This is a genomic window from Pseudoalteromonas sp. LC2018020214 (genome assembly GCF_016598755.1).
GTDB lineage: Bacteria > Pseudomonadota > Gammaproteobacteria > Enterobacterales > Alteromonadaceae > Pseudoalteromonas > Pseudoalteromonas distincta.
In genome coordinates this window covers 1,959,509-1,985,987 of the sequence record NZ_CP066804.1, presented here as the reverse complement: position 1 = coordinate 1,985,987, position 26,479 = coordinate 1,959,509, and the positions used below count along the sequence as shown (strand labels likewise).

Genomic DNA, 26,479 nt, shown 5'->3' with positions numbered 1-26,479 from the left:
ATAGTGTACTTACTGCGTTAAAAATTATTTGTATAGAATAACTACACGTTGTTATTTGTGCCTGTTATTGCACTACTTTTTAGCGAAATAATAGAGCACTAATTTAATGCAATTGGTATAACTTATTTTTTCAGGCTGTTATTATCGCCCCCATAATTTAGTCATGTTTTTTTAGGAGCAACGGTGAGCAAAACGTTAGCCAGTTATTATCAGCAAGCATACGCGTGCGATCAGCAGCATTTTAATCAGTGTTTTTATTGTGGCTGTGAAGCGACAGAGCGCGATCATTGTCCGCCACTGCATATGCTACAAAGTATTGTTGATTTAGGTGAAGAGGCTGACTTTATCTCAATCCCTGCGTGTTATGAGTGCCACGCACTTTTACATAACGAAAGACTGATGACGATTGATGAGCGCTTTACCAAGCTTAAAAAAAAGCTCTCAAATAAATATGCTAAACCGCTGCGCGTTTATAACATGTGGGAAGAAAGCGAACTTGGCGACATGAGCGACGAGTTTGCCCATAGTATTCAAGCGGGTATGAAATTAGGCAAAGAAGCCGCTGAGCGTTTAGCCTTTACGGGTTTTAGCTATGCCACAGAAGATGCCAAAGTAGCAGTGCGCGAAAAAACAAAAGAGTTTGATGTAGAAGGCATGATATTTACCGACTTTAAAGAAGCGCTAAATTACTGCATTAACGATTTAAATGTTCAAAAAAGCGACTTTTATAAAATTTTGGTTGAAGACTACCAAGGTGATTTTAATAAAGCATTGAGCCAGTATCGTCATCGTCATGACAAAGTAACTGCGGCTAAAGATGGTAATACACTTATTAAAGATTTTTCTAAGCTACATAAGCAAAACTCAGATTTTGTAACGCGTACGGTTAAGCACTTTATTAGTAAAGATCCCTCGCTTACCACCGAAGGTGCTCTTGAAAAGCTGTATAACAATTATATAAAGAAATAATTACAGAAATTCATCTTAATTAACTGCGTTTTCACCTGTTTTTTTGGCTTTATCCTTTAGGTTTCGCTAAAGTAGCAAAAAAACAGGAGATCCAAACAACATGCAAAAATTTGCACCTTCTTTATTAGCGGTTGGCTTAGCTGCTGCACTTGTAGGCTGCCAAGAAAACGGCCCACAAGACGATAAAATAACAATTAACAAAAATCCTTACCCAAGTACTTATCAGCCACTTTCTACATCAAGCACTCTTATTACAAATGCAACAGTACTGACAGGTACTGGTGAGCGTTTAGATGAGGCTGATGTATTACTTGTTGACGGTAAAGTACAACAAGTCGGTAAAGACTTAACAGCCACTGCTGATATTACAATTGATGCACAAGGAAAATGGGTAACACCGGGTATTATTGACGTGCATTCACATTTAGGCGCATACCCAAGTCCTTCGGTCGAGTCGCATCAAGATGGTAACGAAATGACCAGCCCTAACACTGCAGAAGTGTGGGTTGAGCATTCCGTTTGGCCACAAGACCCAGGCTTTAATCGTGCACGCGAAGGCGGCATTACTTCTCTACAAATTTTACCAGGCTCAGCTAACTTATTTGGTGGACGCGGTGTTACGCTTAAAAACGTACCAGCGCACACTATGCAAGGGATGAAATTTCCAGAGGCGCCGTATGGTTTAAAAATGGCGTGTGGTGAAAACCCTAAACGTGTTTATGGTCGTCAAGGTGTATTGCCTTCAACCCGTATGGGTAATATGGCTGGTTACCGTATGGCCTGGGCTGAAGCCGCTGAGTACAAACGTGCATGGGATAAATACGATGCCGATTACGAAGCCGGTTTAAACCCAGAAGCACCAGTACGTGATATTAAACACGATACGCTACGCGGTGTGCTTGAAGGCGAAGTACGTATTCATAATCATTGTTATAAAGCAGAAGAAATGGCAATGATGATTGACCTGTCAAAAGAATTTGGTTACCACGCAGGTACTTTTCATCACGGTGTAGAAGCATATAAAATTGCTGACTTACTTGCTGAGAATGGTTCGTGTGCTGCACTTTGGCCTGACTGGTGGGGCTTTAAAATGGAAGCCTACGACATGGTTCAAGAAAACGTGGCTATTGTTGATGCGGTTAAAAACTCGTGTGCAGTTGTTCACTCAGATTCAGATACTACTATTCAGCGTTTAAACCAAGAAGCGGGCAAAGTGATGTACCGAGCTAACGAAAATGGTTTTGATATTTCTGAGCAACACGCTATTAAATGGATCACGTCTAACGCTGCTAAATCGTTAGGTATTGATGACAAAACAGGTTCACTAGAAGCCGGTAAGCAGGGCGATGTTGTTATTTGGAATCAAAGCCCATTTAGTGTCTATGCTAAAGCTGAACAAGTGTTTGTTGATGGTGCAAAAGTTTACGATAGAAACGACAGCGCGTACCAAGCAACAAGTGATTTTATGTTAGGTCAACAATAAGGAGCACCCAGAATGAAAAATTTATCACGTTCGTTTTCGCTTTCTCTGGTTGCTGCAGGATTATTAGCATCTGGTGCTGTAAGCGCACAATCACTAGCAATTATTAATGCAACATTGCATACGTCTTCTGATCAAGGCGTATTAGAAGCGGCAAGCATTGTAATGACAGATGGTAAAATCACAGCGATTAACCCAACTGAAATTAAAGTAGATCAAATTATTGATGCAAAGGGGCAAATTGTAACCCCAGGCTTTATAGCAAGTATTAATCAACTTGGTTTGGTTGAAGTAAGTGCAGTTGCAGGCTCTCGCGATGCAGGGGAAGAAAAAGCCGGTATTGATTTTGATGTAAGCCTTGCTTACAACGCACATTCAAGCTTAATTCCTTACGCTCGTAAAGGCGGTGTAACACGCGATGTAATTACTCCTCATGGCGGCGATAGCATTTTTTCAGGCCTTGCCAGTGTTGTTGATTTAAGTGGTAGTTTTGACAGCGACATGCAAAAACAAGCGGCTTTAATTGTTTACTTAGGTGAACGCAGTAAAGGCTCACGTGCTTTTACTTTGCAAACACTTATTAATAAGCTTGATGAGCACAAAACTAAAGCTGGTAAAAAAGCGAAAAAAGACGATGACAAGCCAAGTACTGAAGATAAAGTAATGGCAAAAGTACTCAGTGGTGAAATGCCATTAGTGGTTGGCGTTTCGCGTGCGGCGGATATTATTGAGCTAATTAAAGTAAAAGAGCAATTTGGTATTAACCTAGTACTTAACGGCGCGCAAGATGCTGTTGTAGTAAAAGAGCGCGTTGCTAAAGCAAATATTCCAGTGATTATTAGTGCAATGGATAGCTTACCAGGAAGCTTTGATTCGCTTCATGCGAGTTTAGATAATGCTAGTGTGCTTGAAAAAGCAGGCGTTAAAGTATTATTAACGGTAGGTGGTGATGCAAGTCACAATATTTATCAGCTGCGTTTTGATGCTGGTAATGCTGTGTCGTACGGTATGAGCCAAGAAGGTGCGTTAAAAGCGCTTACATCAAACGTTGCTGATGTATTTGGTATTAATGCAGGTAGCCTTGAAGTAGGCAAAGCTGCTGATGTAGTAATATGGAGTAATGACCCGTTTGAGCTAAGCAGCCATGTGAGCAAAATGTTTATTAATGGCGTTGAGGTTTCTACACAATCTCGTCAAGATAAACTGCGTGACCGCTATACGACAGATTCAAAAATGCCACGTGCTTATACCAACCCGCAATAATACTTAATCAATTTGAGGGATTAAATCTGACGGTAACTGCGTTAAAAATTTCTGATATAGAGCAACTAAATAACGAATTTTTTGCCTTGTTATCGACAAGATTTTCTTGCCTCAAAGTTGATCACTTAATTAAGCGAATTGGTATGATATTAATTAAATAAATAAATTTAATTATTCAAAGGCCGCTATTTTATAAATAGCGGCCTTTTTTTGTAAAGTTTATACCAACCTGCATAAATCTTTGATCAATTTAACGAATTAAATTGCACTATAACGTCGTTAAAAATTTTTTATTTAGAACAACTAGATACAAAAATTTTTGCCTAGTTTTAGCGCAATTTTCTTAACGTTAAATAGACCCCATATATAAGCAGATTGGTATTAGACATAAAAAAGCCGCTTACTTTTGCAAGTAAGCGGCTTTTAAATTTAAACCGATATTTATACTAATTTAGCAAGAATATCGTTAAATGTAGTGCTTGGACGCATCGCTTTAAAGGCTGCATCATCGTTAGGCTGGAAGTAACCGCCTAAATCAACTGCAGGGCCTTGCGCATCGTTAAGTTCACTTACGATTTGCTCTTTATTAGACTCAAGGTCGCTAGCGATTTGAGTAAACTGTGCTTTAAGTTCACTGTCATCATTTTGCTTAGCAAGTTCTTGTGCCCAGAATAAAGATAGGAAGAAATGAGAACCACGGTTATCAATTTCTTTCACTTTACGTGAAGGCGATTTGTTTTCAGCAAGGAACGTACCTGTTGCTTTATCTAGGGTATCAGCAAGTACTTGTGCCTTGTTGTTACCAGCAGTTACGCTTAAGTGCTCAAGTGATGCAGCAAGTGCTAAAAATTCACCTAAAGAATCCCAACGTAAGTGGTTTTCTTTTTCGAATTGTTGAACATGCTTAGGTGCAGAACCACCCGCGCCAGTTTCAAATAATCCACCACCGTTCATAAGCGGAACAATTGAAAGCATTTTAGCACTCGTACCCAACTCTAAAATTGGGAATAAATCTGTTAGGTAATCACGTAGTACGTTACCTGTTACAGAGATAGTGTCTTTACCTTCTTTAATACGCGCTAATGAGAACAATGTTGCTTCAAGCGGTGCTAAAATTTGAATATCTAGACCCGCTGTATCGTGATCTGGTAGGTATTTATTTACTTTTTTGATTAGCTGCGCATCATGTGCACGGTTTTCGTCTAACCAGAAAATAGCTGGAACGCCTGTTGCGCGTGCACGATTTACTGCAAGCTTAACCCAATCTTGAATTGGTGCGTCTTTAACCTGACACATACGCCAGATATCGCCTTGCTCAACACTATGCTCAAGTAATGTATTACCATTTGCATCAACAACACGGATAGAACCGTCCGCTTTTGCTTCAAATGTTTTGTCGTGTGAACCGTATTCTTCAGCTTTTTGAGCCATAAGGCCAACGTTTGGAACGCTACCCATTGTTGTTGGATCAAACGCGCCATTTTCTTTACAAAAATCGATAGTTGCTTGGTAAACACTTGAGTAACAACGATCAGGAATTACAAAGCTAGTGTCTTGTAATTTACCATCGTCATTCCACATTTGACCGCTTGAACGGATTGCTGCAGGCATAGATGCATCGATGATGACGTCACTTGGTACGTGTAAGTTTGTAATACCACGGTCAGAATCAACCATAGCAATAGCAGGGCGGTTAGCGTAAACAGCTTGAATATCTGCTTCAATTTCTTCGCGCTTAGCATCGTCTAATGTTTGAATTTTAGAATATACGTCGCCTAAACCATTATTTACATCAACACCTAGCTCTTCAAAAAGCGCACCGTGTTTAGCAAATACATCTTTGTAGAATACTTTAACAGCGTGACCGAAGATGATTGGATCAGATACTTTCATCATTGTCGCTTTCATGTGAAGCGAGAACAAAACACCTTTTTCTTTAGCAGCATCAATTTCTGCAGCTAAGAAAGCTTGAAGCTTAGAAGCGCTAATGCTTGAAGCATCAATAACTTCGCCAGCTAAAAGAGGTGTGCTTTGTTTAAGAACAGTAACGTCACCGTTAGTTGCAACATGTTCAATACGCACATCAGTGGCTGTATTAACAGTTACTGATTTTTCTGAACCGAAGAAATCGCCTTCGCTCATACTTGCAACGTAAGACTGAGAATCTTTGCTCCACGCACCCATTGAATGTGGGTTATTACGTGCATATTCTTTTACAGAGCCTGGCGCGCGACGATCTGAGTTACCTTCACGTAGTACAGGGTTTACTGCACTGCCTTTAATTTTGTCGTAAGCCGCTTGAATTGCTTTTTCTTCATCATTTTTAGGTTCAACAGGGTATTCTGGAAGAGCGTAACCTTTTGCTTGAAGCTCTTTAATTACAGCGCGAAGCTGTGGTACAGATGCACTGATGTTTGGTAATTTGATGATGTTTGCTTCTGGTGTTTTAGCAAGCTCGCCAAGTTCAGCAAGTGCATCACCAATGCGTTGTTCTTGTGTTAAATAATCAGGGAAGCTAGCAATTACACGACCTGCTAATGAAATATCGCGAGTTTCAACTTCAACACCGGCCGCATTTGTATATGCTTGGATGATCGGTAGCAACGAGTAAGTTGCTAGTGCCGGAGCTTCGTCCGTTTTTGTATAGATAATTTTTGATGTCATCATCATTCCTAGATAGTAGACCGAAAAGGTCTTATTCAACAATGCAAAGAAAATCATTACTAATGAGTGAGTACATATTATTAAACAAGTTAATGAATACATACGCTCGTAATGAATAGTTTGTTAGGTGTTGGTACTCAGCGTTGCTCTTTTATAAAAGCAGAATAGTCACACCTGACGAACTGGAATTGTATTTATAGCTAAAAAATTAACAAAAATAAATCAGCCTTTAGCCTAGTACATATAAAAGAGGCGACAAGTTGGATTAGTTGCTGCGTTAATACACAATTTTTAGCACCAAGAGTGTAACAAGCTTGAATAAAAAGGGCTAGAGGTTGAGCATGCCCAATAAGCAGTTAAACAATCAACTCTTAGAACATTGGGGTATATAAAATAAATTCAAGGAAAAGGGTTGAATTTGAATGAAAAGAGGCAATAAATAGGGGAGAAGAGATAAGTTAGTATGCTTAAGGAATTAAGCGAGGATCTTAAAAGGTCACTCGCTTTAGTCGAACAAAACAATAGTCACTCAATAATGTCACCATCGGGGGCAATATTTTTAGCGTGTAGACCTTTAGGCCCTTGTTCTAATTCGAATGTTACATCTTGACCAGCTTTAAGCGTTTTATAGCCGTCCATTACAATTGTTGAGTAATGAGCGAAGATATCATTCTCGCAGCCGTCTTCTACGATGAAACCAAAACCTTTGGCGTTGTTGAACCATTTAACTTTACCACAAGCCATACTTCTACATCCTTCAATAAGTTGACTAATTTAGTTATTCTAAACCGTATAATTTGCTAGACTGACTAAGGTTTAATCAATCTATGTTTGACTGTAGTTTATTTAGCCAACCAGTCAAGTGTTTTGAGTTATTTTTTAACATTTTATTTATTTTTTATTCAAGTTTGCTTGAGTTACAAAGACAAGACTATATTTAATTATGAGTGGTATGAAAGATTCAGGTGTTATCGACACAGTTCGCGACAGTGAAAAGCAAAAGCTACAGCCGCCGCGAAAATATAAAGTTGTTTTAAATAACGACGACTACACGCCGATGGACTTCGTAATTGAAGTTTTAACGACGTTTTTTAATATGGATAGCGATAGAGCAACCGATGTGATGCTTCAGGTTCATGAAAAAGGTAAGGGTATTTGCGGTGTTTACAGCGCCGATGTTGCCTACACCAAAGTTGAACAAGTTAACCGTTACTCACGGGATAACGAGCATCCACTGCTTTGTAGTTGTGAGCAGGAATAATACCAATTTAATACAATTGGTATAAATACCAATTAGGGTGATCAAACATCCGATTGTTGTGGTATAAATTATTATCTCAGTAAGGGGTTGCCAATGCTAAACAAAGACTTAGAACTCACTTTAAATGCCGCGTTTCGTGAAGCGCGCACTCGCCGTCATGAGTTTATGACCGTAGAGCACCTTTTACTTGCGCTATTAGATAATCCTTCTGCAGGAGAAGCCTTAAACGCGTGTGGTGTTAATCTTTCAGGCTTAAAAACCGAATTATTAGAATTTATTGACGAAACAACACCCGTCATCCCAGATTTAGAAGAAGAGCGTGAAACTCAGCCAACGCTTGGTTTTCAGCGTGTATTACAACGTGCTGTGTTTCATGTGCAATCGTCAGGAAAAAACGAAGTGACGGGTGTCAATGTGCTGGTTGCTATTTTTTCTGAGCAAGAGAGCCAAGCTGTTTATTTACTTAAAAAGCATGATGTATCGCGCTTAGATATTGTTAACTTTATTTCGCACGGCATTTCAAAAGCTGATGATGAACTAGGCGACGACAGCGATGATATACATGAAGAAGTGCAAGAAGTTCAAAACGAAGAAGCAAGTAAGCTAGACAGCTTTACAACTAACTTAAACGCTCAGGCTCGTGAAGGTAATATTGACCCACTGATTGGGCGCGACAGCGAAGTAGAGCGCACGGTACAAGTATTGTGTCGTCGTAAAAAGAATAACCCATTACTTGTTGGTGAAGCGGGCGTTGGTAAAACAGCCATTGCTGAAGGCTTAGCGTACCGTATTGTGAACGAGCAAGTACCAGAAGTAATTGCAGATGCAGTTGTGTACTCACTAGATATGGGGGCATTGCTTGCAGGTACTAAATACCGTGGCGATTTTGAAAAGCGCTTTAAAAGCTTATTAAAAGAGCTTCAGGCACAACCTGGGTCTATTTTATTTATTGATGAAATACATACCATAATAGGTGCTGGCGCAGCGTCTGGTGGCGTTATGGATGCTTCAAACTTACTTAAACCACTTCTTTCAAGTGGTAAGTTACGTTGTATGGGTTCAACCACTTACAATGAGTATAAAAATATTTTTGAGAAAGACCGTGCATTAGTACGTCGTTTTCAAAAAATTGATGTACTTGAACCAAGTGTTGCCGATACCACTAAAATTTTAAATGGATTAAAAGAGCGTTACGAAGAGCACCATGGTATTCGCTACACACAAAAAGCATTAAAAGCAGCTGCTGAACTTAGTGCTAAATACATTAATGAGCGCCACTTGCCAGATAAAGCAATTGATGTAATTGATGAAGCTGGCGCTAACCAACGTTTACAACCTAGTTCTAAACGTAAAAAAACCATTGGTGTGGCTGATATAGAGCTAATAATATCGAAGATGGCTCGTATTCCACCACAAAATGTGTCTTCAACAGATAAAGAGACGCTTAAAAATCTAGACCGTAATCTTAAAATGCTGGTGTTTGGACAAGATCAATCTATTGATGCGCTAACATCGGCTATTCGTTTATCTCGCTCGGGTTTATCAAGCGAAGAAAAACCAGTGGGTTCGTTCTTGTTTGCAGGCCCAACAGGTGTTGGTAAAACAGAAGTAACTAAGCAACTTGCTAAATGTATGGGTGTTGAGTTTATTCGTTTTGATATGTCTGAGTATGTAGAGCGCCACGCAATCAGCCGATTAATTGGTGCCCCACCAGGATATGTTGGTTTTGAGCAAGGCGGGTTATTAACCGAGGCGGTTATTAAAAACCCACATGCGGTTGTACTTTTAGATGAGATTGAAAAAGCGCATCCAGATATTTACAATATTTTACTACAAGTTATGGATCACGGTACGTTAACCGATAATAACGGTCGTAAAGCTGATTTTAGAAATGTAGTGGTTGTAATGACTACCAATGCGGGCGTACAAGAAACCACACGTAAGTCGATTGGTTTTACAGAGCAAGATCATACGCACGATGCAATGGGCGAAATTAATAAAGTTTTCTCGCCAGAATTTAGAAACCGTTTAGATAACATTATTTGGTTTAATCACCTTGAACGTGAAGTTATTTTACTGGTGGTTGATAAATTTATTGTGGAACTGCAAGCTCAGCTTGATAAAAAATCGGTTAATCTTGAGCTTACGCCTAAAGCGCGTGAATGGCTCGCAGATAAAGGTTATGACAAGGCTATGGGTGCACGACCAATGGCACGTGTTATTCAAGAAGAGCTTAAAAAGCAATTAGCTAATGAAATACTGTTTGGTGAACTTGTTGATGGCGGTACAGTTAAAGTATCGGTTAAAGACAAGAAGATTCGCTTTGATTACGAGAGCAATTTAACGCCAGCGTAAACGTTAATTACAAAATTTAGTTAAATAAAAATGGCCCGCTAAATAATAGCGGGCCATTTTTTTGCCATTTTTATAGGCAACAAAAAACCCAGTAAAAACTGGGTTTTTTGTTTATTAAATGTAATTGCTAGTCAATGTCTATCAATTACATTTAATAAACGCTTAAAGCTAGTAAAACACTAGCCAAAAACTAAATCTCGTTTACGCACTTACTTAGCGAGCACGGAATACGATACGACCCTTTGATAAATCGTAAGGAGTCATTTCTACCGTTACTTTATCGCCGGTTAAAATACGGATATAGTTTTTGCGCATTTTGCCTGAAATGTGAGCCACAACTACGTGACCATTTTCTAGCTCAACTCGGAACATTGTATTTGGTAAAGTATCAAGGACTGTCCCTTGCATTTCGATTACGTCTTCTTTCGCCATGTTTAGCGTAACACCTCTTTAATAGTTAAACGCTGCAGATTTTGCCCAAAATACACCAATAAGTAAAGGCGCAGGGGCTATATTTGCAAATTAAATAGCCACCCACTCATCATTGAGCTGTTTTTGAGCTGGTAAAAACTGAGTTTTGTACTTCATTTTATCGCATTCATCAATTTGATAGCCTAAGTACACGTATTGCTTATTTTGCTCTTTTGCAAATTTAAGCTGCTCTAATATCATCACAGAGCCTAAACTATAGTGTTCAAAGTCGGGGTCAAAAAAAGTATAAATTGCAGAAATAGAGCTGTTCATACAATCAGTTACGGCAACTGCGACTAAAGTATCTTGGTGCCATAGTTCAATAAATGTGATTTTGAGCCAACTGCAAAGTAAAAAGCTTTGAAACTGTTCTTTTTCAGGAGGATGCATACTTCCATCCTGATGGCGCATCGTTATGTACTTGCTATAAAGCGGATAGTACTCAGGGCGTTCTTGCGTCGAGTATTTTACTTCAAACTGGTTTTTTGCTTTGTTTAGTTTACGTTTTTGCGATTTTGAAGGGATAAAGTCTTGTGCTAATACACGTACAGAATTACATGCACTGCATATTGGGCAGTGTGGACGGTATATTTGGTTACCACTGCGACGAAACCCTAAGCCTAATAATGACTCAAATTTGTCTGTGCTGTAGCAACTAGGATCTAGAATAACTAAAAGTTGCTCTTGTCTGTTGGGTAAATAACTACAGTCAAACTCTTGGGTTAAACCAACACGTGCAGGAAGTTGCTCATTCATAGATTGCGTCAAGTTCTTGTGGCTCCCACATAATAGGATTAATAATATAGTTATGTGCAGCTTTTAGTTTAGTCAAAAATGTTGAGCGGGGGATTACTTGTGCACCTAAGGTCATTAAATAAGGGTTTTCTAACTGGCAATCAATAAAATGCGCATTATGACGTTTAAGCCAATTTACCAGTGCCCACATAGCAAGCTTTGAGCAATTGGTTTGATGATGAAACATCGATTCACCACAAAAAACACCACTTTGCATAATACCGTATAAGCCACCTGCAAGCTCTCCGTTGCTCCACACTTCTATGCTATGGGCAATGCCAGCATTGTGTGCATTAACATAAGCGTTGAGCATGTCAGAGGTGATCCAAGTGCCATCGGTATCAAGGCGTTGATCGCGACAAGCTTCTATTACCTCCTCAAAGGCATTATTAATGGTTACTTTTACAGGGTGCTTTTTTAAATGTTTACGCAGGCTCTTACTTATATGAAAATCATCCAGTTCAAAAATCCCACGCTCGCTCGGCGACCACCACATAATAGGCTCATCTTCGCTAAACCAAGGGAATATTCCGCTTTTGTAGGCATTACTTAGGCGAGGTAAACTTAAATCTCCGCCAATTGCTAACAAGCCATCAGGGGATTCTAATGCGTATTCCGGATTGGGGAATGCTATATCGGTTTCACTTAATTGGTATAGCTGATTTCTCATACAGTACTTATTTTATAATTGATCGTAAAAGTGTAACTATATTTTAGACATAAAAAAAGGGCTGAATAATCAGCCCTATTATAATTTATTTAATTGCTTATAAATTATCTAAGAAACGCTCTGCATCAAGGGCAGCCATACAGCCTGTACCCGCTGATGTGATTGCTTGACGGTAAATGTGGTCAGACACATCACCTGCAGCAAAAACGCCCTCTACACTTGTTTGAGTTGCGTTACCATTCAATCCAGACTCTACAACTAAGTAGCCGTCTTTCATTTCTAGTTGACCAACAAACATATCTGTATTTGGCTTATGACCAATAGCAATAAATACACCGGCTAAATCTAGCTCTTGTGTTGCATCAGAGTGTGCATCTTTAATACGAATGCCAGTTACGCCCATTTGGTCGCCTAATACTTCGTCAAGCGTACGGTTGTAATGTAAAACAACGTTACCGTTAGCTGCTTTTTCAGCAAGGCGATCTGCAAGTATTTTTTCACTACGGAAACTATCACGACGGTGAATAACATGTACTTCGTCCGCAATGTTAGATAAGTATAGCGCTTCTTCAACCGCTGTATTACCACCACCAACAACCGCTACTTTCTGACCTTTATAGAAAAAGCCATCACATGTAGCACAGGCTGAAACGCCACGGCCTTGGAAATTAGTTTCAGACTCTAAGCCTAAGTATTTAGCAGAAGCACCTGTTGCAATGATTAACGCATCACATGTGTAAGTACCTTGGTCGCCAGTTAGTGTGAAAGGGCGCTTAGATACATCTACTTTATTGATGTGATCGAATATGATTTCAGTTTCAAAGCGCTCAGCGTGCTCTTTCATACGATCCATTAATGCAGGGCCCGTTAAGCCGTGTGCATCACCAGGCCAGTTTTCAACTTCAGTTGTGGTTGTTAATTGACCACCTTGTTGAATGCCTGTAATTAAAACAGGGTTTAAATTTGCACGTGCTGCATATACTGCGGCAGTATAACCAGCTGGGCCAGAGCCTAAAATTAGTAGCTTACAATGTTTTGCTTCAGTCATTATTTTTTCCTAAACGTTTAATACGGTCTTTAATGCGCTCGATTCTAAGAAAATCAAGGCGGATGTAAACAAAATCCGCGATTATTTTTTTTCGCAAATCGAAAAGCTGTGCAGTATTGTGTACTAGAGCTCAGTACTTTTACAGTTAAAACACCCAAGTAGCTCAATAAATAGACTAACAGGCAACAAAACAGCGTTAATTCATGACCCCTTTGATTTTTTTTGTTATGTTTTACCTAATTTTATTTGTCACTGATAGATTATGTGACCTAAGCGAATAGGCAACTATGTTATTTTGGCAGGAAAAACCCGCATTCGGGTTGACTTCAAAAGACGTTAACGTCTTAACCAATGCGCAAGATTACCGAACGCAATTGCTACGTTTGATAGCTAATGCAAAAAAACGAATTTATATCACAGCGCTTTATTTACAGGATGACGAAGCAGGCCGCGAGATTTTAGAAGCCCTGCATCGAGTATCATTAGAGAACCCTGCGCTTGATGTAAAAGTGCTGGTGGATTTTCATCGTGCGCAACGTGGTTTAATTGGTGCAGAGAAGTCTGATGGTAACGCAAGTTTATACTGTGACGATTTAGAAAAGTTTAAATCGAACGTACAAGTTTATGGCGTACCTGTAAAAGCTAAAGAATTATTTGGCGTATTACATTTAAAGGGTTTTGTCATTGACGATACCTTACTTTACAGCGGCGCAAGCTTAAACAACGTGTATTTGCAGTATAACGAGCGTTACAGACTCGATCGTTACTTTTTAATAACGCAGAGCGAGCTGTGTGATTCAGTGGTTGATTTTATTGAGACAAAGCTAATTAGCTCCGTTGCTGTGCCACGCATAGACACACGACCGCTTAAGCGTTTACACGACTTCAAACTTGATCAAAAGCAATTAATGCGTGATTTAAAAGTCGCAAGTTACAACGCAGCAGAGCAACTAAATACGCAAGCATTAGGTATTCGTTTGTTTTTAGGGCTTGGTCGTCGTAATAACGAATTAAATCGTTTAATAAAAGCGTTATTTGATACCACAGAGCAAGAGCTTGTGTTGTATACGCCATACTTTAATTTTCCGGCGCCACTTATGCGATCACTGCGCCGATTATTAAAGCAAGGCAAGCAAGTTACTATTGTGGTGGGGGATAAAACAGCCAATGACTTTTATTTACCGCCAAGTGAGCCGTTTAGTAAAATAGGGGCATTACCTTATTTATACGAAACTATTTTGCATAAGTTTGTAAAAACGCAAAAACGCCACATCGATAACGGTAATTTAAATGTGTATCTGTGGAAAGATGAAAGTAATTCGTTTCATTTAAAAGGTATCTGCTCAGATAGAACAAAACATTTACTGAGCGGGCATAACTTAAATCCGCGTGCATGGGGTCTTGATATCGAAAATGGTATTTTAATAGAGGATCCAGAGCAAACAATTATGGATGCTATTGATAACGAAAAGCAGGAAATTTTACAACACTGCCGACGTTTAACAGGCCCAGATGATTTAGAAACAATGGATGATTACCCGCAGCCAGTTAAAAAACTACTTGGCCAAGCTAAGCGCGTAAAAGTAGATTTTATAATTAAGCGTTTCATATAAATTTACTTTAAATCAGACATAAAAAAAGCAGCTAATTAGCTGCTTTTTTTATGGGTTGTAGTTAGGTAGCTACATTACTTAATACCAACCTAACTACGAAACGCTAAATTATGCGTTTTCTACCGCTGTGCGTGGGTCAACATATTCCATGTTGAACGCTTCAGCTACTTCTTTGTAAGTTACTTGGCCTTTAATTACGTTTAAGCCTTTTAAGAAGTGAGCGTCATCTAGTAGCGCCTTTTTATAGCCTTTGTTTGCAAGGTTAATGATGAAAGGCAATGTTGCATTGTTAAGTGCAAACGTAGATGTGCGTGGAACTGCACCTGGCATGTTAGCAACACAGTAGTGAACAACTTCATCAACGATGAAAGTTGGATCAGCATGCGTAGTTGCTTTAGAAGTAGCAATACAGCCACCTTGGTCGATTGCAACGTCAACAATTGCAGAACCAGGTTTCATTGCTTTAATGTGCTCAGCAGTTACTAGTTTAGGTGCAGCTGCACCAGGAATCAGTACACCACCGATTACTAAATCAGCTTCTAGTACGTGTTTTTCTAGTGCATCAGCAGTTGAGTAAATAGCTTTAACTTTATTACCAAATTGCGCGTCTAGTGCACGTAATACGTCGATGTTACGGTCAAGAACGACAACTTCAGCACCAAGACCAACAGCCATTTGCGCTGCACTACGACCAACCATGCCGCCGCCAATGATAACAACTTTAGCAGCTTCAACGCCTGGTACGCCACCTAGTAGCATGCCACGACCGTGGTTAGATTTTTCTAGCGCTTGTGCACCAGCTTGAATAGACATACGACCAGCAACTTCGCTCATAGGAGCAAGAAGCGGTAAACCACCGCGTGAGTCAGTTACAGTTTCGTATGCAATACAAATAGCTTTGCTTTTTACAAGGTCTTCAGTTTGTGGAAGATCAGGTGCAAGGTGTAAGTAAGTGAAAAGAATTTGGTCTTCACGTAGCATTGCACGTTCAACAGCTTGCGGCTCTTTCACTTTTACAATCATGTCTGCTTTTGCAAAAACATCAGCTGCAGTTGCTAAAATTTCAGCACCCGCTTGTGTGTAATCTTCGTTAGTAAAACCAATGCCCATGCCTGCATCAGTTTCTACAATCACTTGGTGACCGTGGTTTACTAATTCACGAACACTTGCAGGAACCATACCTACACGGTATTCATGGTTTTTAATTTCTTTAGGAACACCAATAATCATATCATTTGCCTTATTAAGAACGGATTAACATTTTCCACTATTATATTCATCATAAGCCCGTGTGTCTCACCTTTTTTAAAGTCAAATCTAGTGTTATCATCTAGATAATAAAAATAAACAGCATAAAAAACTAGTTGGTACTATGCATCAATTATTAGATAGAATTGACCGTAAAATTTTAATGGAATTACAACACGATGGACGCTTGTCGAACGTAGAACTGGCCAGACGAGTTGGCCTAAGCGCCACGCCCTGCTTGGAGCGAGTAAAAAAGCTAGAACGAGAAGGTTATATACTTGGCTATAAAGCGGTGGTCGATCCCGCTAAGCTTGGGCAAGGTTTATCGGTGTATGTAGAAGTAACGATTACTAAAACATCTCCCGACGTATTTGATGAGTTTAGTGCTGCGGTTAAAAAGCACGAAGAAATTATCGAATGTCATTTAGTATCGGGTAATTTTGATTTTTTACTTAAAACGCGCGTAAATGATATGTCAGAATACCGTGGCGTATTAGGCGACATACTATTGAAACTGCCAAACGTAAGTGAAAGCCGAACTTATGTAGTAATGGAAGAAGTAAAAGGTGAAGAAGGCGTAATTATTCGCCCTTATATTACTTAAGGTTATTTATATTAGCTGCGTCATTTGCTTATATAAGCTCAAATTATAAAAACTTGTTCATAATCAGGCCATCAAGGTTAAGATAAAGTGCAACAAATTGCATTTCCTGCTAAGGTATTTCACTGCTAAGTAAGTGTGAATAAAAATAGAATAATAAAGAGGAATAGGGAACTATGCGCCTAAACGGTGTGCAAAGACTATTAGAAACAGGGCTGATTATCAGCACCTTTACGGCAATATTTATTTTATGTGCCTTGATCAGCTTTGATCCAGCAGATGCTGCATGGTCGCAAACTAGTTTTAGCGAAGTAAGCAACATCACAGGAGCAGCCGGTGCATGGATAGCCGACATTTTATTACTCACCTTTGGTTGGTTGGCTTACTTAGTGCCTGCGGCCATTCAGTTATTTGGCTACTTGCTATTTAAACAACCTCACCGCATTTTACAGCTTGATTACACTACCTTAGCGCTGCGTGTTATTGGTTTTGCTTTATTTATTACCTCAGCTACCGCTATTAGTAGTATTAATTTCGACGATATTTATAACTTTTCATCGGGTGGAGTAGTGGGCGATGTTATTGCATCAGCCATGATGCCTGCGTTTAACTTTACCGGTACATCTATATTATTGCTGTGTTTCTTTTTTGCAGGGCTTACCTTATTGACGGGTGTATCGTGGGTTGATTTTGTAGATTACCTTGGCGATTTAATGGTTAGGCTTTATCGCTATGTTGTATCGTATGCAAAAGGCTGGATGCACCGAGAACACACTGCAGGTAAAGTAAATAATAACGATGAAGCAGACGCCCATTTTGAAGACGATATAAAAGAGCAAATAGAGCTGCCTACATCAGCTAAAAAAGCAGATAAACAAAAAGCAATAGATAAGCCTCAAACACCATTTAGTGAACCACAAATTAGTGATGACTTTATGCCGTTTGATGAACTTGACGACATACTCGATCAAGAAATTGGCTTTAGCGCCATTGATGACGAGCCAATGGATACAGAAGCTGCATTAAATGCGCTGGACCAAAGCCCCGTAATAGAGCCTGAAAAACCAGTGACTACGGTTGTATCGCCAGCTAGGCCAATGCCTAAACCAAAACCTGCATATCAACCACCACCAACGGCAAAAGAAAAATTTGAGCAATTATTAACGCAAGAGCCACCACCAGGGCCATTACCATCGCTCGATTTACTCGACAGACCGGATAAAGCTAAAAACCCAATTTCGCAAGAAGAGCTTGATAGCGTATCGCGCCTTGTAGAGACAAAACTTCTCGACTTTAACGTACAAGCAACCGTAGTAGCGGTATACCCAGGCCCGGTTGTTACGCGTTTTGAGCTAGATTTAGCGCCAGGTATTAAAGTGTCTAAAATTACAGGCTTAGCTAAAGATTTAGCCCGTTCGCTTTCGGCAATTAGTGTACGTGTTGTAGAAGTTATTCCAGGTAAAACCTATGTTGGTATTGAACTTCCAAATAAACACCGTGAAATAGTTCGTTTATCAGAAGTTATAAACGCCCCTAAATTTGAGCAAAACCCGTCGCCACTTACCATGGTGCTTGGTAAAGACATTGCTGGTCAGCCGGTATGTGCTGATTTAGGTAAAATGCCACATTTATTGGTAGCCGGTACAACTGGTTCAGGTAAATCAGTGGGCGTTAATGTCATGATAGTAAGCTTGCTTTACAAATCGGGTCCTGACGATGTACGTATGATTATGATTGACCCTAAAATGCTTGAGCTTTCAGTATACGAAGGCATTCCGCATTTATTGTGTGAAGTAGTTACCGATATGAAAGAAGCTGCTAACGCACTGCGTTGGTGTGTAGGCGAAATGGAACGTCGTTATAAATTAATGTCAGCATTGGGTGTGCGTAACTTAAAAGGTTACAACCAAAAAGTGCTTGAAGCCAATGAAGCGGGTTACCCAATTCTTGATCCATTATTTAAAGACACCGATGGCATGAAAGAAGGCCCCGACGAGCTAGGTAAATTACCAAGTATTGTTGTAGTAATAGACGAATTTGCCGACATGATGATGATTGTAGGTAAAAAAGTAGAAGAACTTATTGCACGTATAGCCCAAAAGGCACGTGCGGCAGGCATTCACTTAGTGCTTGCTACGCAGCGCCCATCGGTTGATGTAATTACCGGCTTAATTAAAGCTAATATCCCAACACGTATGGCGTTTCAGGTATCGAGCAAAATAGATTCACGGACAATACTTGACCAACAAGGTGCAGAAAACTTACTAGGCATGGGCGACATGCTTTATTTACCGCCAGGCACTAGCGTACCAGAGCGTGTGCATGGCGCGTTTGTAGACGACCATGAAGTACACGCCGTAGTAAACGATTGGAAAGCACGTGCTAAACCAAATTACATTGACGAAATACTCAATGGCGATGCCACTGAAGATATTTTATTACCGGGTGAAGCTAGCGAAAATGCAGATGAAGAATCTGATCCGTTATACGACGAAGCTGTGTCGTTTGTAATTGAAACCGGCAAAGTATCTGTATCGTCAGTGCAACGTAAATTACGTGTTGGCTACAACCGCGCAGCACGTTTAGTAGAACAAATGGAAACATCGGGTATCGTGAGTTCACCAGGTCATAACGGTGCTCGCGATGTATTAGTACCTAATGGAGCAAATTCATGAAAAAAGTTAACGCCTTATTATTAGTGTTAGGCAGCGTACTTGCCGCACCAAGCTTTGCTGACGACAGCCAAGCATTACAAGACAGACTTGCCACTTTAAAAAGCTTTAAAGCGCAGTTTGCACAACAAGTAACAGACAAAGAAGGCCAAGCAGTTATGCAAGGCGAGGGCACAATAGCGCTTCAACAGCCTATGATGATTCGCTGGCAGCAAACTAATCCAGACGATACGTTATTTGTATCAAACGGTGATAAAACATATTACTTCGACAGCTTTGCTGAGCAAGTAACAATTATGAAAACCAGCAGCCTAATCGACTCAACACCATTTGTGCTACTGACATCAAAAGACCCAGCACAGTGGGAAAAATACAGCGTACTTGCAACAAGTACAGGCTTTAGCGTAACGCCAAATAAAGGCGTAGAAAGCCAAGTAGAACAACTTGATATAGCATTTGCGGGTAACGAGCAAGGGCTTGCTAAACTAGTGGTTACCGACAACTCAGGGCAGCTATCGTCATTTACGTTTAACAATGCCCAAGTTAATACACCGCTTGATCAAAGCACTTTTGAATTTACGCCTCCTGAAGGTGTTGAAATAGACGATCAGAGTAACGGTGAGTAATTTAGGTTTTAATTTTGGGCCCGATGTACGCCCACTTGCTGCGCGTATGCGCCCTACAACACTTGATGAATACATTGGTCAGCAGCACTTATTAAGCGGTGATAAACCACTGCATCAAGCCATTGTCGCAGGGCGCTGCCATAGTTTAATTTTATGGGGTCCGCCTGGTGTGGGTAAAACAACACTTGCGCAAATAATTGCCAACCATGCTGATGCCTCACTTATTCAAATGTCGGCGGTAACTGCAGGCGTAAAAGATATACGCGACAGCGTAACGCAAGCGCGGGACAACCTAGAAAGCCGTGGCCAACGCACCCTTATGTTTGTTGACGAAGTTCATCGCTTTAATAAATCCCAACAAGATGCCTTCTTACCGCACATAGAAGACGGCACCTTTATATTTGTGGGTGCAACCACCGAAAACCCATCGTTTGCCCTTAACAACGCTATATTGTCGCGTGCGCGCGTGTATGTTTTAAAATCGCTTGCCGATACCGACTTATACACCGTAATAGAGCGCGCACTTAAACAAGACGAGCAGCTAAGCCAAAAACACATCACTATTGCCGACAACGCTAAAAAGGCACTGTGCCAAGCAAGTGGCGGCGATGCGCGTAAAGTACTTAATTTACTTGAACAAGCAGTTGACTTAACAACCGAGAAAAACGGTCAATACAACGTAGATGAGCACGTACTTAGCCAAGTGCTACCCACGCATTTAGCTAAATACGATAAAGGCGGCGATGAGTTTTACGATTTAATATCGGCCTTTCATAAATCAGTACGTGGTAGCTCCCCCGATGGTGCGCTGTATTGGTATTGCCGAATTTTAGCCGGTGGCGGCGACCCTTTGTATGTAGCAAGGCGTTTACTTGCCATAGCTACAGAAGACATAGGTAACGCCGATCCGCGTGCGATGGAAGTGGCCTTAAATGCGTGGGATATATTTCAACGTGTTGGCCCAAGCGAGGGCGAGCGTGCAATTGCACAAGCCACTCTATATTTAGCCAGCGCACCTAAAAGTAATGCGGTGTATATGGCGTTTAATCAAGCAAAAGCAGATGCCAAAAACGAGCCAAGTTATCCAGTGCCAGAGCATTTACGTAATGCGCCAACTAACTTAATGAAAGACCTAGGGTATGGCGCTGAGTACCGTTATGCGCACAATGAAGAAGGCGCATTTGCCGCAGGTGAAAAATACTTACCACCAGAGATGGACGGCAAAGAATATTACTTACCGAGCGAGCGCGGACTTGAGCAAAAAATTAAACAAAAACTCGATTACCTAAAAGAGCGCGATGCGCAAAGCCCACTTAGACGATACGAAAATGATTAAACTTTATATGATGATCGCCCTTGGCGGAGCCTCAGGTGCGTGTTTACGGTTTTTTATTAGCGAAAGCATGCTAAAACTCCTCGGTAGGGGATTCCCTTTTGGCACGTTGACGGTTAATATTCTGGGTTCATTGTTAATGGGCATTTTGTACGGTTTGATAGATAAAGAAATTATCACCGCAAGCCCCGCCAAAACCCTTATCGGTATTGGCTTTTTAGGTGCATTAACCACCTTTTCAACATTCTCAATGGACTCGTTGTTGTTATTACAACAAGGTCACTTTATTAAAATGGCCCTCAATATCATCTTAAACGTGATGGTGTGTATTTTTATGGCTTGGCTGGGCCTTCAGCTAGTAATGCAAAAAGGTTAAAAAACTAACATGTTAGATTCTAAATTTTTACGTCAAGACATCGAACAAACTGCAGCACGTTTAGCGGCGCGCGGTTACGAACTCGATGTAGCGACGGTAACGGCACTTGAAGAAAAACGCAAAACATTACAAGTAAAAACGCAAGAACTTCAGAGTCAACGTAATGCAAGCGCAAAAGCAATTGGTCAAGCCAAAGCTAAAGGCGAAGACGCACAGCCACTCCTTGATGCAGTGGCTAACTTAGGCAGTGAGCTAGACGCCGCTAAAACAGAGCAAGATGAAGTATTAGCCGCGATTAACGACATTGCTTTAGCAATTCCAAACTTGCCAGACGAGTCAGTACCTGAAGGTAAAGATGAAGACGACAACGTTGAAATTTTAACGTGGGGCACACCTAAAAAATTCGATTTTGAAGTTAAAGACCACGTAGATGTAGGCCAAGACCTAAACGGTTTAGACTTTGAAATGGGCGTTAAAATTAGCGGCGCACGCTTTACAGTAATGCGCGGCCAAGTAGCGCGTATGCACCGTGCACTAACGCAATTTATGCTAGATACACACGCTGATAAAAACGGCTATACAGAAATGTATGTACCGTACTTAGTAAATAGCGCAAGCCTTTATGGCACCAGCCAATTACCTAAATTTGCGGGCGATTTGTTCCACACATTAGGCCTTGTAAACGACGACGGCGAACAACAAGCCGGCTTTAGCTTAATTCCTACAGCAGAAGTACCGCTTACAAATAGCGCCCGTGACGAAATTTACGATGAAAGCGATTTACCAATTCGTTTAGTTGCCCACACTCCATGTTTTAGAAGCGAAGCAGGCAGCTATGGTCGCGATACACGTGGCTTAATTCGTCAGCACCAGTTTGATAAAGTTGAACTAGTACAGCTTGTAAAACCAGAAGACTCAATGGCAACGCTTGAAGAATTAACAGGTCACGCAGAGCAAATATTACAAGCGCTAGAACTTCCGTACCGTAAAGTAATTTTATGTATGGGCGACATGGGCTTTGGTTCAGCTAAAACATACGATTTAGAAGTATGGTTACCTGCGCAAGACACATACCGCGAAATTTCATCATGTTCAAACATGGCTGACTTTCAGGCGCGTAGAATGCAAGCACGTTTTCGCCGTGAAGGTGTTAAAAAACCAGAGTTACTACATACACTAAATGGTTCAGGCTTAGCCGTTGGCCGTACACTAGTAGCCATACTAGAAAACTACCAACAAGCCGATGGCACAGTAGTAGTACCAGAAGTATTACGCCCATACATGGGTGGACTTGAAGTGATTGGTAAACAATAAAAATCAAGTTTAAGTTAAGCAAGCTTTAAGCCTGTAAATCTTAATTAGAAAGCCGCTGTTTGTAATGAACAGCGGCTTTTTTGTTTTAGGTTAAAGGCAAAAGCTTAGAGACAAATTTAAGTTATCTTATTAATAATATCGCTTACACCTATTTTTATAGCTCATTACTTTTTTTTCCGATATTACTGATCTCTACCATTTTGGGTTATTTCTACATCAAGGAAACTTAAATATCGGCTAACTAGTTGTTTACAAGTCCTTATTAGCTGGTTAAATTAGAACCTTTTGTAATATTTGGACATTTGTCGGTTTGTAAAGCGACAAATGTCGGATACAAAGTTGTTATGTGTATAGGTAATCTAAGGGGAGTTTTATTTTATGATTTATTGGATATCAACAATAGCAATATGCGGGATTCTGACTTTAAGTTCTGTCAGTTACATATTTCATACTCCAACAATTACTGGTGTACGTGAACTTGGGTTTCCTGATTTTTTTCGAATTCAGCTCGCAGTACTGAAGCTTATTGCTGTGATAGTCTTAGTTATTCCTTCAATACCTAATCAACTGAAAGAGTGGGCATATGCTGGTGTTGCGCTATTCTTTCTTACCGCGATTATTGCCCATGTTGCTCATAAAGATTCTCATTTAATAACCATAATTAATATTATATTTTTACTATTGTTAGCCACTTCAAGTTATTATCTAAAGCTTGAATCGTAAATTATGAATTCGGCACACATAACAAGCACTTTAAACGGAACAAAAACAGTTGGCTATGTTTCGTGCCTCAACAAGTTTAGCCAACAATTTTTGTCCGCTTAAGTGGGCGTTAGGCGCACAAAGCCGCATCATAGTTATCAGTCAATATAAGGAATGTTATGTCTGAGGAAATCCTAGATACAGTATCAAAACAAGCTCAAGATTATTACAAGAACACACCCGTAATTATATTAGGTAGCGGAGCTTCGGCTGCTTTTGGAATGTCCGGAATGTGGAAGTTAGCAGAGCACCTTATGGCGAATGTTGATGTGGTGGAATTACACGATAACGAACAAGCTTCTTGGCATAATTTTTGTGAAAAACTGAAAGCCAATATAGATTTAGAAACAGCATTACATGATGTTCCATTGTAGAAATTAGAATGACACCCATCCTAATCATTACGAGAAAAGCCAACAAAAACAGTATGAAGAGTGCATTATTATAAATGCATGAATCATGCGAAAATCTGAACTATGTAGATAAAATGAAAGCAAAAATAGACTGCCCAATCGGATAACGACAGCTGTTTATTAAATAATGGTAAATGACTCGGCTGTATCGAACCGGCTTTCCTTTTGTAGTAGTAGAGTAATTTTGGCTACTAATTAAGAAATGTTATGCTAATAAGTATACAAATTTGGGTGGAAAATGACGAGATTAAAACGCGCAACGTGTTCAGCAAAAGGTAAATATGACTGCTCCCAGAGAAGAGTTATTGGGATTAATCTAATAGGGTTGTTCTTTGCTAGCATTTTGAGTTTGTTCTCTGAGAGTAATTCGATCTCATCGACAGGAGGTGCTTTTTTAATCTTTTTAGTTATGTCATTTTTCTTTCTATTTTGCTTAATCGGGACATTATATACAGGGAAATTCATTGACAGATTTGGGATTGAATGCATCCAAGATAATTATTATTCCGTAACAATAGGACAGGTTATAGTCAGTCATTTATTCTATCTGACGTTGATTATGGGATTTAAAACCTTCATTTAGAATTGAATAGAGTCAGGTCTTTCTTTTTACGATTAGCTTTATTATTTGTTACTTCATGCAAATTAATTCGGTATCACCAATATATAGGAAAGAAACAAAGGGCAAATATTGACCTCAAATATCAAGTATTAAAGGATGTGGTAAGTTTGATTGTCCCTGTCAACTCATAGTTTTTGTCGGATGGCGTGCTTACTAAAAGCCGCTTTATTTAAACTGTTATGACTCTCTAAAACCGAAGCGCCTCTAACCCTATTTGTAAACTACTTTGGTTTTACCAACATCAGCTCTGCATTTTTTCCATCCATTAATACCGCGACGTTACCCTTATCAGTTATAAACACATCTCTTAACCTGCCTGCGGCTTCTGGAAATACGTGAGACTGCGTAAATTGACCACTTGCCAGATTAACGCTGTAGAGCTTTTTATCAACAAGAGTAGTGATAAGCACATGTTGTTGTAGTGAAGGGAAGGCGGTATGTTTAGAGCCGTAATACGCCATGCCTGATGGCGCTATTGATGGCGTCCAATTAACACTTGGTTTTTGCATGCCTTTATATTCGGTAAATGGTGAAATACGCGCTTGCGAGTAATCTTTGCCATAGGTGATTACCGGCCAGCCGTAATTAGTCCCAGCGGTTAAGTAGTTTAGCTCGTCACCGCCTGCAGGGCCGTGTTCGTTGCTAATAATTTGCTGAGTATCGTAATCATAAACTAAGCCTTGAGGGTTACGATGACCGAGTGAGTAAACAGCATGCGCATTTGGGTTTTTGTGATTAATAAATGGGTTGTCTATTGGAATGGTGCCATCTAGGTTTATACGTAATATTTTACCAAGTTGGCTGGTGATAACTTGTGCTTGCTCTCTAAAGTCAAACCCATCGCCCGTTGAAACTAATAACGTATTGTCGGGTAGGACAAGGGCGCGTCCTGCGTAATGTTGCGGTGTGTTTTTATCAGTCGCTACTTTATAAATAATGTTAGGTTTTGAAAAGTCAGTGCCATTAAACGTGGCTTTGGCAACAACAAGCCTGTTTGCGCTTGCACCACCTTGGGCATAGGTAAAAATAACTTCTTTGGAGTCGTTATAATCTGGTGATAATACTATGTCGAGTAAACCACCTTGGCCCGCAACGTATAAGCCCTCAAGGTTTAATTTTACTCTTGATTGCGCGTTGTTTTTAACTATAACTACATGACCATCACGCTCTGTAATTAACCATGTGCCGTTTGGTAGTTCAACCATACTCCACGGAGACTGTAATTGCGTAGCCAGTGTTTTTGTACTGTATTGCTCCTTTGGGAGCGCAGCGATTGCATTAACAGAAAACGCACAAAGCGAAAGCAGAGTAAAAAAAGAGATACATTGTTTACGGGGCAAGCCTTTGCTAGCATGGCTAGTATAAGAAAAAAGCTTTATTTTAAGTTGAGATAACCATGTCGTTTTTAACACGTATATTGCCTTCATTTTTAGTTTCTTGGTTATTTACATTCACACTAGCTAGCTTGTTTCATAGCCAATACGTTGTCAATCAATTAGTTAATGTAGGTGTAGTGGTGGACTTAAGTGATCGTGCTAGTTTAACGTTTGATGATTGGTTAGGCCTATTACCTACCTACGGCGCTATTATTGCCCTAGCACTTGCCATCGCTTTTTTTGTTACCGCAAAGCTTAATAAAAAGGTTAAAAAATACAGTACTCAGTTATTTGTTATTGCTGGCATTGTGGCATTTGCCATTGTGCTAATTGCCATTGAATCAATTATGAATATTCATATTATAGCGGGCGCAAGAGGCTGGGGTTTTTATGCTCAACTGCTTGCAGGCGCGGTAGGTGGTTTTACATTTTCACAATTATTTAAAGCAACTAAAAACCAAAAAGCGTATTAGATGTGTGAATATAAGTACGACTTATACGTTATTTGGTGATTAATAAATAAAGCCCGCTGTTTATTGTAAACAGC

At 40.0% G+C, this 26,479-nt stretch carries 23 protein-coding genes; 15 read left to right on the top strand and 8 right to left on the bottom strand.

The features are described from left to right. The first annotated feature begins 183 nt into the window (after window positions 1–183). The 3 genes from JG479_RS08785 to JG479_RS08775 all read left to right on the top strand — a co-directional run bounded on the left by JG479_RS08785 (window position 184) and on the right by JG479_RS08775 (window position 3,712). The gene (locus JG479_RS08785) at window positions 184–969 is read left to right on the top strand and encodes a hypothetical protein (RefSeq protein ID WP_002962505.1); all 786 of its coding nucleotides are present in this window, start codon (window positions 184–186) and stop codon (window positions 967–969) included. 100 nt (window positions 970–1,069) lie between these two features. Beyond that, window positions 1,070–2,452 (top strand): amidohydrolase, encoded by a 1,383-nt coding sequence (locus JG479_RS08780; protein ID WP_200218728.1) that lies wholly within the window; start codon window positions 1,070–1,072, stop codon window positions 2,450–2,452. Window positions 2,453–2,464: 12 nt separating this feature from the next. Further along, window positions 2,465–3,712 (top strand): amidohydrolase family protein, encoded by a 1,248-nt coding sequence (locus JG479_RS08775; protein ID WP_138489161.1) that lies wholly within the window; start codon window positions 2,465–2,467, stop codon window positions 3,710–3,712. 441 nt (window positions 3,713–4,153) lie between these two features. Here the strand turns inward: JG479_RS08775 and JG479_RS08770 are convergent, their stop codons facing one another. Both JG479_RS08770 and cspD read right to left on the bottom strand, forming a co-directional pair. Further along, a complete protein-coding gene (locus tag JG479_RS08770; RefSeq protein WP_200218726.1) occupies window positions 4,154–6,376 on the bottom strand; it encodes an NADP-dependent isocitrate dehydrogenase in 2,223 nt (740 codons plus the stop codon). 525 nt (window positions 6,377–6,901) lie between these two features. Continuing rightward, a complete protein-coding gene (gene cspD, locus JG479_RS08765; protein ID WP_002962500.1) occupies window positions 6,902–7,120 on the bottom strand; it encodes a cold shock domain-containing protein CspD in 219 nt (72 codons plus the stop codon). 208 nt (window positions 7,121–7,328) lie between these two features. On the opposite strand from cspD, the gene clpS reads away from it, so the two are divergent. Beyond that, window positions 7,329–7,637 carry an ATP-dependent Clp protease adapter ClpS gene (gene clpS / locus JG479_RS08760; protein ID WP_021032429.1) on the top strand — a complete coding sequence of 103 codons (309 nt, stop codon included), beginning with the start codon at window positions 7,329–7,331 and terminating at the stop codon, window positions 7,635–7,637. Between the two features lie 93 nt (window positions 7,638–7,730). After that, window positions 7,731–9,992 carry an ATP-dependent Clp protease ATP-binding subunit ClpA gene (clpA, locus tag JG479_RS08755; protein WP_024595509.1) on the top strand — a complete coding sequence of 754 codons (2,262 nt, stop codon included), beginning with the start codon at window positions 7,731–7,733 and terminating at the stop codon, window positions 9,990–9,992. A gap of 213 nt (window positions 9,993–10,205) precedes the next feature. On the opposite strand, the gene infA is transcribed toward clpA, so the two are convergent. The 4 genes from infA to trxB form a co-directional block, all read right to left on the bottom strand. Continuing rightward, entirely contained in the window at window positions 10,206–10,424 is a 219-nt protein-coding gene (gene infA, locus JG479_RS08750; protein WP_002962494.1) for a translation initiation factor IF-1, read from the bottom strand. A gap of 90 nt (window positions 10,425–10,514) precedes the next feature. Further along, window positions 10,515–11,219: an arginyltransferase gene (locus JG479_RS08745; protein ID WP_200220329.1), complete on the bottom strand. Its 705-nt coding sequence runs from the start codon at window positions 11,217–11,219 to the stop codon at window positions 10,515–10,517. Continuing rightward, window positions 11,212–11,928, bottom strand: coding sequence for a leucyl/phenylalanyl-tRNA--protein transferase (gene aat, locus JG479_RS08740; protein WP_149602544.1), 717 nt, complete (start codon window positions 11,926–11,928; stop codon window positions 11,212–11,214). The genes JG479_RS08745 and aat overlap by 8 nt, the downstream gene beginning before the upstream one ends. A gap of 97 nt (window positions 11,929–12,025) precedes the next feature. Next, window positions 12,026–12,976 (bottom strand): thioredoxin-disulfide reductase, encoded by a 951-nt coding sequence (gene trxB, locus JG479_RS08735; RefSeq protein WP_002962484.1) that lies wholly within the window; start codon window positions 12,974–12,976, stop codon window positions 12,026–12,028. Between the two features lie 287 nt (window positions 12,977–13,263). Between trxB and pssA the strand changes: the two genes are divergently transcribed. Beyond that, a complete protein-coding gene (pssA, locus tag JG479_RS08730; protein ID WP_002962483.1) occupies window positions 13,264–14,589 on the top strand; it encodes a CDP-diacylglycerol--serine O-phosphatidyltransferase in 1,326 nt (441 codons plus the stop codon). A 108-nt stretch (window positions 14,590–14,697) separates the two neighbouring features. Here pssA and ald read toward each other — a convergent pair whose 3' ends face one another. Then, on the bottom strand, window positions 14,698–15,819 hold the full coding sequence (ald, locus tag JG479_RS08725) for an alanine dehydrogenase (protein WP_039489605.1): 1,122 nt from the start codon (window positions 15,817–15,819) through the stop codon (window positions 14,698–14,700). A 142-nt stretch (window positions 15,820–15,961) separates the two neighbouring features. Here ald and lrp point away from each other — a divergent pair, with 142 nt between their 5' ends. The 8 genes from lrp to JG479_RS08685 all read left to right on the top strand — a co-directional run bounded on the left by lrp (window position 15,962) and on the right by JG479_RS08685 (window position 23,895). Beyond that, complete coding sequence (gene lrp, locus JG479_RS08720) at window positions 15,962–16,441, top strand: leucine-responsive transcriptional regulator Lrp (RefSeq protein ID WP_007582985.1); 480 nt, start codon at window positions 15,962–15,964, stop codon at window positions 16,439–16,441. 173 nt (window positions 16,442–16,614) lie between these two features. Further along, window positions 16,615–19,113: a DNA translocase FtsK gene (locus JG479_RS08715; protein WP_200218724.1), complete on the top strand. Its 2,499-nt coding sequence runs from the start codon at window positions 16,615–16,617 to the stop codon at window positions 19,111–19,113. Then, complete coding sequence (gene lolA, locus JG479_RS08710; RefSeq protein ID WP_138489158.1) at window positions 19,110–19,736, top strand: outer membrane lipoprotein chaperone LolA; 627 nt, start codon at window positions 19,110–19,112, stop codon at window positions 19,734–19,736. The genes JG479_RS08715 and lolA overlap by 4 nt, the downstream gene beginning before the upstream one ends. Then, a complete protein-coding gene (locus tag JG479_RS08705; RefSeq protein ID WP_138489157.1) occupies window positions 19,729–21,072 on the top strand; it encodes a replication-associated recombination protein A in 1,344 nt (447 codons plus the stop codon). The genes lolA and JG479_RS08705 overlap by 8 nt, the downstream gene beginning before the upstream one ends. Continuing rightward, window positions 21,065–21,445, top strand: coding sequence for a fluoride efflux transporter CrcB (gene crcB, locus JG479_RS08700; RefSeq protein ID WP_021032117.1), 381 nt, complete (start codon window positions 21,065–21,067; stop codon window positions 21,443–21,445). Before JG479_RS08705 ends, crcB begins: the two co-directional genes overlap by 8 nt. Window positions 21,446–21,454: 9 nt before the next feature. Beyond that, window positions 21,455–22,759 carry a serine--tRNA ligase gene (gene serS / locus JG479_RS08695; protein WP_182769899.1) on the top strand — a complete coding sequence of 435 codons (1,305 nt, stop codon included), beginning with the start codon at window positions 21,455–21,457 and terminating at the stop codon, window positions 22,757–22,759. A gap of 378 nt (window positions 22,760–23,137) precedes the next feature. After that, window positions 23,138–23,482 carry a DoxX family protein gene (locus JG479_RS08690; protein ID WP_200218722.1) on the top strand — a complete coding sequence of 115 codons (345 nt, stop codon included), beginning with the start codon at window positions 23,138–23,140 and terminating at the stop codon, window positions 23,480–23,482. A gap of 158 nt (window positions 23,483–23,640) precedes the next feature. Then, window positions 23,641–23,895 carry a hypothetical protein gene (locus JG479_RS08685; protein ID WP_200218719.1) on the top strand — a complete coding sequence of 85 codons (255 nt, stop codon included), beginning with the start codon at window positions 23,641–23,643 and terminating at the stop codon, window positions 23,893–23,895. A gap of 882 nt (window positions 23,896–24,777) precedes the next feature. Here JG479_RS08685 and JG479_RS08680 read toward each other — a convergent pair. Continuing rightward, window positions 24,778–25,968, bottom strand: a complete 1,191-nt coding sequence (locus JG479_RS08680) for a PQQ-dependent sugar dehydrogenase (protein WP_200218717.1) — start codon at window positions 25,966–25,968, stop codon at window positions 24,778–24,780. Here JG479_RS08680 and JG479_RS08675 point away from each other — a divergent pair. Beyond that, window positions 25,953–26,405, top strand: a complete 453-nt coding sequence (locus tag JG479_RS08675; protein ID WP_200218714.1) for a hypothetical protein — start codon at window positions 25,953–25,955, stop codon at window positions 26,403–26,405. The two genes, JG479_RS08680 and JG479_RS08675, sit on opposite strands and share 16 nt — an antisense overlap. The last annotated feature ends 74 nt before the right edge of the window (window positions 26,406–26,479 follow it).

What these genes read in the sequence shown, in the direction of transcription:
- JG479_RS08745 (WP_200220329.1), bottom strand. Translation starts at nt 11,219, where the DNA reads ATGAATGAGCAACTTCCTGCACGTGTTGGTTTAACCCAAGAGTTTGAC.
- serS (WP_182769899.1), top strand. Translation starts at nt 21,455, where the DNA reads ATGTTAGATTCTAAATTTTTACGTCAAGACATCGAACAAACTGCAGCA.
- clpS (WP_021032429.1), top strand. Translation starts at nt 7,329, where the DNA reads ATGAAAGATTCAGGTGTTATCGACACAGTTCGCGACAGTGAAAAGCAA.
- infA (WP_002962494.1), bottom strand. Translation starts at nt 10,424, where the DNA reads ATGGCGAAAGAAGACGTAATCGAAATGCAAGGGACAGTCCTTGATACT.
- cspD (WP_002962500.1), bottom strand. Translation starts at nt 7,120, where the DNA reads ATGGCTTGTGGTAAAGTTAAATGGTTCAACAACGCCAAAGGTTTTGGT.
- lolA (WP_138489158.1), top strand. Translation starts at nt 19,110, where the DNA reads ATGAAAAAAGTTAACGCCTTATTATTAGTGTTAGGCAGCGTACTTGCC.
- clpA (WP_024595509.1), top strand. Translation starts at nt 7,731, where the DNA reads ATGCTAAACAAAGACTTAGAACTCACTTTAAATGCCGCGTTTCGTGAA.
- trxB (WP_002962484.1), bottom strand. Translation starts at nt 12,976, where the DNA reads ATGACTGAAGCAAAACATTGTAAGCTACTAATTTTAGGCTCTGGCCCA.
- JG479_RS08715 (WP_200218724.1), top strand. Translation starts at nt 16,615, where the DNA reads ATGCGCCTAAACGGTGTGCAAAGACTATTAGAAACAGGGCTGATTATC.
- JG479_RS08775 (WP_138489161.1), top strand. Translation starts at nt 2,465, where the DNA reads ATGAAAAATTTATCACGTTCGTTTTCGCTTTCTCTGGTTGCTGCAGGA.
- JG479_RS08780 (WP_200218728.1), top strand. Translation starts at nt 1,070, where the DNA reads ATGCAAAAATTTGCACCTTCTTTATTAGCGGTTGGCTTAGCTGCTGCA.
- crcB (WP_021032117.1), top strand. Translation starts at nt 21,065, where the DNA reads ATGATTAAACTTTATATGATGATCGCCCTTGGCGGAGCCTCAGGTGCG.
- lrp (WP_007582985.1), top strand. Translation starts at nt 15,962, where the DNA reads ATGCATCAATTATTAGATAGAATTGACCGTAAAATTTTAATGGAATTA.
- JG479_RS08675 (WP_200218714.1), top strand. Translation starts at nt 25,953, where the DNA reads ATGTCGTTTTTAACACGTATATTGCCTTCATTTTTAGTTTCTTGGTTA.
- pssA (WP_002962483.1), top strand. Translation starts at nt 13,264, where the DNA reads ATGTTATTTTGGCAGGAAAAACCCGCATTCGGGTTGACTTCAAAAGAC.
- ald (WP_039489605.1), bottom strand. Translation starts at nt 15,819, where the DNA reads ATGATTATTGGTGTTCCTAAAGAAATTAAAAACCATGAATACCGTGTA.
- JG479_RS08690 (WP_200218722.1), top strand. Translation starts at nt 23,138, where the DNA reads ATGATTTATTGGATATCAACAATAGCAATATGCGGGATTCTGACTTTA.
- aat (WP_149602544.1), bottom strand. Translation starts at nt 11,928, where the DNA reads ATGAGAAATCAGCTATACCAATTAAGTGAAACCGATATAGCATTCCCC.
- JG479_RS08770 (WP_200218726.1), bottom strand. Translation starts at nt 6,376, where the DNA reads ATGACATCAAAAATTATCTATACAAAAACGGACGAAGCTCCGGCACTA.
- JG479_RS08685 (WP_200218719.1), top strand. Translation starts at nt 23,641, where the DNA reads ATGTCTGAGGAAATCCTAGATACAGTATCAAAACAAGCTCAAGATTAT.